Below are 5,504 nucleotides of genomic sequence, written 5' to 3'. Positions count from 1 at the left end.
GGGTCCGGAAAGTTCCGGACCCGCGACGCCCCCTTCAACGGAGGATTCATGCTTTCAGGCTTTCTCAGTGCGTTCCGCACGCCGGACTTGCGCAAGAAGCTGCTGTTCACGCTCGGCATTCTCGCGCTCTACCGACTGGGCGTTGCTGTGCCGACGCCGGGCGTCAGCTACCCGAATGTGCAACAGTGCATCTCGACCAACTCCGCTGAGTCGGGGCCGTTGCAGATCCTCAACCTCTTCTCCGGCGGAGCGCTGCTCCAACTCTCGGTCTTCGCGCTCGGCATCATGCCGTACATCACCGCGTCGATCATGGTGCAGTTGTTGCGCGTGCTCATTCCCCGTTTCGAGGCACTCCAGAGGGAGGGCGCTGACGGGCAGGCGAAACTGACCCAATACACGCGTTACATCACGGTGGGCTTCGCAGCGCTGCAGTCCGCGTCGTATGTGACGATGGCGCGCAATGGCGTCTTCTTCCCCGGCTGTGAGGAGGAGATCGTTCCCGATCAGTCGTGGAACACGATCTCCGTCATGGTGCTGACCATGACTGCGGGCACCGTCCTCATCATGTGGCTGGGCGAGCGCATCACCGAGCGGGGCATCGGCAACGGCATGTCGCTGTTGATCTTCACGTCCGTGGCATCATCGTTCCCTGGCGCCATCGGCGCCATCTGGAACAGCTCGGACCGCGTGCGCAACACCGTCGTGATGTTGCTGGTGATCTTCGCTGTGATTGCGGCGGTCGTGTACGTCGAACAGTCTCAGCGCCGCATCCCCGTGCAGTATGCGAAGCGCATGGTGGGCAGGCGCATGCTCGGGGGCTCGTCCACGTACATCCCGCTCAAGATCAACATGGCAGGCGTGATCCCCGTGATCTTCGCCTCCTCCTTGCTGCAGTTGCCCTACGTCATTGTGCAGTTTGCGGGTGACAGCCCGTCCGACTGGGTGATCTGGCTGCAGGACAACGTGACGCGCACCGACGCTCCGCTCCACATCGCGTTCTACATCCTGCTCATCCTCTTCTTCGCATACTTCTACACGGCGATCACGTTCAACCCCACAGAGGTTGCCGACAACATGAAGAAATACGGCGGGTTCGTTCCCGGAATTCGCCCAGGACAGCCCACCGCCGACTACCTCGACTACGTGCTGTCTCGCATCACGGCCGCGGGTTCGCTGTATCTCGCGATCGTGGCGCTCGTGCCCACAATGGCGTTGGTGCTACTGGGACTAAACGCCTCGATCCCCTTGGGCGGCGTGACTATTCTGATTCTGGTGGGCGTGGGTCTTGACACCGTCAAGCGCATCCAGGCCCAGTTGGAGCAGCGTCGATATGAAGGGTTCTTGAAGTAATGCGTCTCGTCTTGGTGGGGCCCCCTGGAGCGGGGAAGGGAACGCAGGCGGCGCGACTCGCCGACACCTACGGCATCCCCGCGATCTCGACCGGCGACATCTTTCGCGCCAACGTCAAGGGCGAGACTGAACTCGGCCGCGAGGCACAGGGGTATATGTCACGAGGAGCACTCGTTCCCGACGAGGTCACGAACGCGATGGTGCGTGACCGGCTGTTGCATGAGGACGTTGCGGCAGGCTTCCTGCTGGATGGCTATCCACGCAACCCGGACCAGGCCGTCGAGCTCGACGGAATGCTCGCCGACAATGGCACCGCGCTCAACGCCGTCGTGGAGATCACCGCAGACAGTGACGAGGTCACGACGAGGCTGCTCAAGCGAGCCGAGATCGAGGGCCGCGCCGACGATACGGAAGACGTCATTCGCAAGCGACTCGCGGTCTACGCCGAATCGACCGCGCCTGTCACGGCCTACTACGAAGGCCAAGGACTGTTGGTGAGGGTGGACGGCATCGGTGAGGTAGACGAGGTCACCGACCGGCTCGTCGACGCGCTGCGCGCCCGGTAAGCGGGCGCCCGTGGCACGCGGCATCGAGTATAAGACGAGGCACGACATGCGGGTCATGGCCCGCGCGGGACGCATCGTCGCCGATGCACTTGAGGCGGCCTCGGCCGCCGCCGTCGTGGGTGCCACCACGGCCGACGTGGACGCGGCCGCGCGCCGTGTGATTGAGGCGGCCGACGCCACCTCGAACTTCCTGGGCTACCACGGCTTCCCCGCCGTCAGTTGCGTCTCCGTCAATGAAGAGGTGGTGCACGGGATCCCCGGTTCTCGAGTGATCGAGGACGGCGACGTGATCTCGATCGACTGTGGCGCCATCGTCGACGGCTGGCACGGCGACTCCGCGGTCTCCCTCATTGCAGGGAAGGCGCGCGACGCCCAGGACACGCACCTGGTCGAGCAAACCAGGGTGGGTCTATGGGCCGGCATCGCGGCGCTGGCGACAGCCGACCGGCTCGATGACGTCGCTGGAGCGATCGAAGACGTGGCGCAGGCCGCTCAACTCCATCCCCTCGAAGGCTATGTAGGGCACGGCATTGGCACGGCCATGCACCAGGCGCCTGACGTACTCAACTACCGGACGCGCGCGCGCCAACCGAAGGTCAAGGCGGGGATGTGCCTCGCCATTGAGCCCATGTTCGTGGCGGGCACGGGGGAGTCCACCGTGCTTGACGACGAGTGGACCGTGGTGTCGGCGGACGGCTCGCGCGCCGCGCACTGGGAGCACTCAATCGCGGTTCATGACGAGGGAATCTGGGTGCTCACGGCACACGATGGCGGAGCCTCCGAGTTGGCTCGATACGGCATCGCACCCGTCGCTCCGTAGACTGGGCGCCCCCCGCTCTCTGCCCCCCATTGTGGTGCCCCCATTTAGGGGATTACCAGGCCTTTTGAGGCGTTTGCTGTGGACATTCTCACAACTGGGGTCGAAAAGTGGCGCGCCCACACGCCCGAAATGTATGACTGAAGCATTCACTGGCGAAAGGGCACTTGCCGGATCACCGAACCATAGGGCGGCGCCTCACCGGCGCCACCTGCCACCCAGGGGGACACGCACATGGGACATGGGCTCTCTCAGACTCGAGGCGACAGTCTCGACGTGCTTGACGCCGCGAGGCCGGGCCTGGACCGCACCCACCTGGCCCTGCTCGCCCAATCGCGTCACAGGGCCGTTCGCGAAACGATAGCCCGTCGCGACGACGTCCCCGTCGGCATCCAAGCTGTGCTCGCCCAGGACGATGCGACCGAGGTGCGCATAGCCGTGGCGGCCAATCCCCGCACCGCGAGTTCCGTCTTTGATCACCTCAGCACTGACAGGAACCCGTCGGTGCTGATCTCGCTGTTGACGAACCCCTCGTTGCCCTGCGCCCCGGTTGAGCGCCTAGGGTCTCATCGTCGCGCCAAGGTACGAGCCTTGGCACTCGCGCGCCTCAACGATGCCTTTCCCGTGCGGCTAGGGGACGAGGCGAGAGGCGAGGACGCCAAGTTCCCTGAACTCAGGGAACGGGCTGTCATCGTGGGCCCCTTCAGCATGTCTGCGGTTTCTTAGCAAGAGAGAGGGAATCTGATCATGGCTTTCACGATCGCTAGGCCCAAACACGAGGATCGTCTGCGGGCCCTCGACCCCTACACTCCGCGTTCGGAGCTCGTCCAACTCGCCGCACACCGCGACCCCGCGGTCAAAGCCGTGGTCGCGTCGCGCAGGGACTGTCCCATGGCCTCCATGTTTGCACTCGCCCTGGAGTCGGACGCACGAGTTCTCGAGGCGCTCGCCGCCAACGCAAGCGCGCCACGAGCGGTTCTCGAAAGTCTTGCGGCGCACAAGCGAGACTCCATCAGTTCATTGGCCATCCGTCGACTCAGGATGGTGGCGATCGCCTAGAGACTCTCAGTGTCCCGACGCTCAGGACGACGCGCCCCCTCAGCCGCGCCGTCCCGTCGGGCGGGCGGCGGCAGTCCTTCTGGACTGCCGCCGTTTCTCATGTTCCGAAGAAGTTCGAGCCGAAACACCTGCTGCATGCCAAAGTTTACCCACGCGTTACACGTGGAAGTTGGGCCCGAAACGCGCGCGCAGTAGCGTCATCAGTGCAACGGGGCCCGCCCCGGGCTCCTGGCAATGACGGGACGGTTTCCATGGCGCGCGGTTTTCACCCCGCACCTGGCGCCAGCGCCGAGGTGCGCGAGGCGATGAACCCAGACCTGTCCAAAGCCGAGTTGCTCCCCCTGGGCGGTAGCCGCACCGTGGCGGTGCGCGCGATCGTTGCGGCCAGGCTCGACTGCCCCTTGGGGCTCATGGTGACGCTCGCACACGACTACCACCCTGACGTGCGTTGCGCGATCGCGAGCAATCCAAGCGCGCAAAGGAGCGTCCTCGCATATCTGGCGGCCGATCGACACGTCGAGGTGGTGAGGGCGGTCGTGGACAACCCATCGCTACCACCAGACCTCCTCGACGAGCTGTCCTTTCACAAGAAGTCGCCCATCAGAGAGGCGGCGGCGCAGCGCCTCAACGCCGTCACCGCGCAGGAGCGACTGGACTCCAGTGAGCAGCGCCTGGCTGAGGACGCGCGGGTCCCGGAGATGGCCGAGCACGTGTGGCCAGGATCCCTCGCAAGCCTTGAGGTGGACGCGCTGCGTGGTCCAAGCGCCGTGGATGCCGAGGAGCCTGCCGGGCCATCGAGCCAGCAGGCGGGAGATGAACCGGAGGTCGCCGACGACGCTCAGGCAGCCCCGCGGTGGACGAGAACTGCGCCGGTGAGAGGTTTTCGCCTTCCACGTTGACTTCGGCCGACGCGTGAGACCGCAGCCCATCATGTCGAGTTCCTCACAAAAGGTCGAGAAGGCGCACTTGTCCGTCCTACTCTGTATGCCAGGAACGGGGTGACGGGCACCCCGTCGCGAGGGCGAAGGGATGTGACGGTGACGCTTCCGCCAGCACGCGACGTGTCAGAGGACGTGACGCGCGCGCTCGACCCCGATGTGACCGGGCAGTCATTGCTCCCGTTCGCGGTGCACCGCAATGCACGAGTCCGTGCTGCAGTGGCAGCCCGGACGGACTGTCCCGCAGGAGCGCTCATCTCTCTCGGACACGACCATGACGTCACCGTGCTTGAGGCGCTGTTGCGCAATGTGCGCACGCCCTCGTCGGTGGTGAGGGCTCTTGCGGATCACCGCAACCAGCGCATCTCAGACCTCGCCGTCCAGCGCCTCCGCAACGGATACCGCTAGCGCACGGGTCCCGCGCAACGTTGTCCGCTTGGCAGGACGCCAAGCCCCGATTTGAGACTTATCCACATCTCCGGTATTCTCAACGGTCGGGCGTTTTTGCGCGCCTGCACACCCATTCATCGACGTTAGCGGAGTTCATGGCCAAGAAAGACGGCGTCATTGAGGTAGAAGGCTCAGTGGTCGAGGCGTTGCCGAACGCGTCATTCCGTGTGGAATTGACGAACGGACACCTCGTACTGGCCCACATCTCGGGCAAGATGCGCCAACACTACATTCGGATCCTTCCTGAGGACCGTGTAGTGGTGGAACTCAGCCCTTATGACCTGTCCCGCGGGCGCATCGTCTACCGCTACAAATAAGCGCCGC

8 protein-coding genes are annotated in these 5,504 nt (G+C 64.6%); all 8 read left to right on the top strand.

Annotation, left to right across the window (positions count from 1 at the left end; all coding sequences use genetic code 11):
- Positions 1-48: 48 nt before the first annotated feature.
- The 8 genes from secY to infA all read left to right on the top strand — a co-directional run bounded on the left by secY (position 49) and on the right by infA (position 5,497).
- Positions 49-1,350 carry a preprotein translocase subunit SecY gene (gene secY, locus QZZ33_RS03375; protein WP_291378194.1) on the top strand — a complete coding sequence of 434 codons (1,302 nt, stop codon included), beginning with the start codon at positions 49-51 and terminating at the stop codon, positions 1,348-1,350.
- On the top strand, positions 1,350-1,916 hold the full coding sequence (locus QZZ33_RS03370; RefSeq protein ID WP_291378191.1) for an adenylate kinase: 567 nt from the start codon (positions 1,350-1,352) through the stop codon (positions 1,914-1,916). Before secY ends, QZZ33_RS03370 begins: the two co-directional genes overlap by 1 nt.
- A gap of 10 nt (positions 1,917-1,926) precedes the next feature.
- A complete protein-coding gene (gene map / locus QZZ33_RS03365) occupies positions 1,927-2,736 on the top strand; it encodes a type I methionyl aminopeptidase (RefSeq protein ID WP_291378189.1) in 810 nt (269 codons plus the stop codon).
- 273 nt (positions 2,737-3,009) lie between these two features.
- A complete protein-coding gene (locus tag QZZ33_RS03360) occupies positions 3,010-3,459 on the top strand; it encodes a hypothetical protein (protein ID WP_291378187.1) in 450 nt (149 codons plus the stop codon).
- A gap of 21 nt (positions 3,460-3,480) precedes the next feature.
- Positions 3,481-3,792, top strand: coding sequence for a hypothetical protein (locus QZZ33_RS03355; protein ID WP_291378186.1), 312 nt, complete (start codon positions 3,481-3,483; stop codon positions 3,790-3,792).
- A 251-nt stretch (positions 3,793-4,043) separates the two neighbouring features.
- Positions 4,044-4,691, top strand: coding sequence for a hypothetical protein (locus QZZ33_RS03350; RefSeq protein ID WP_291378184.1), 648 nt, complete (start codon positions 4,044-4,046; stop codon positions 4,689-4,691).
- Positions 4,692-4,829: 138 nt separating this feature from the next.
- Entirely contained in the window at positions 4,830-5,138 is a 309-nt protein-coding gene (locus tag QZZ33_RS03345; protein WP_291378182.1) for a hypothetical protein, read from the top strand.
- A gap of 137 nt (positions 5,139-5,275) precedes the next feature.
- Positions 5,276-5,497 carry a translation initiation factor IF-1 gene (gene infA, locus QZZ33_RS03340; protein ID WP_061963594.1) on the top strand — a complete coding sequence of 74 codons (222 nt, stop codon included), beginning with the start codon at positions 5,276-5,278 and terminating at the stop codon, positions 5,495-5,497.
- Positions 5,498-5,504: the final 7 nt, after the last annotated feature.

The sequence above is a fragment of the Demequina sp. genome (assembly GCF_016278775.1).
In the GTDB taxonomy this organism is placed as follows: Bacteria; Actinomycetota; Actinomycetes; order Actinomycetales; family Demequinaceae; genus Demequina.
Note: the sequence above shows the minus strand (reverse complement) of the source record. Positions and strands in the feature narration are given on the sequence as shown.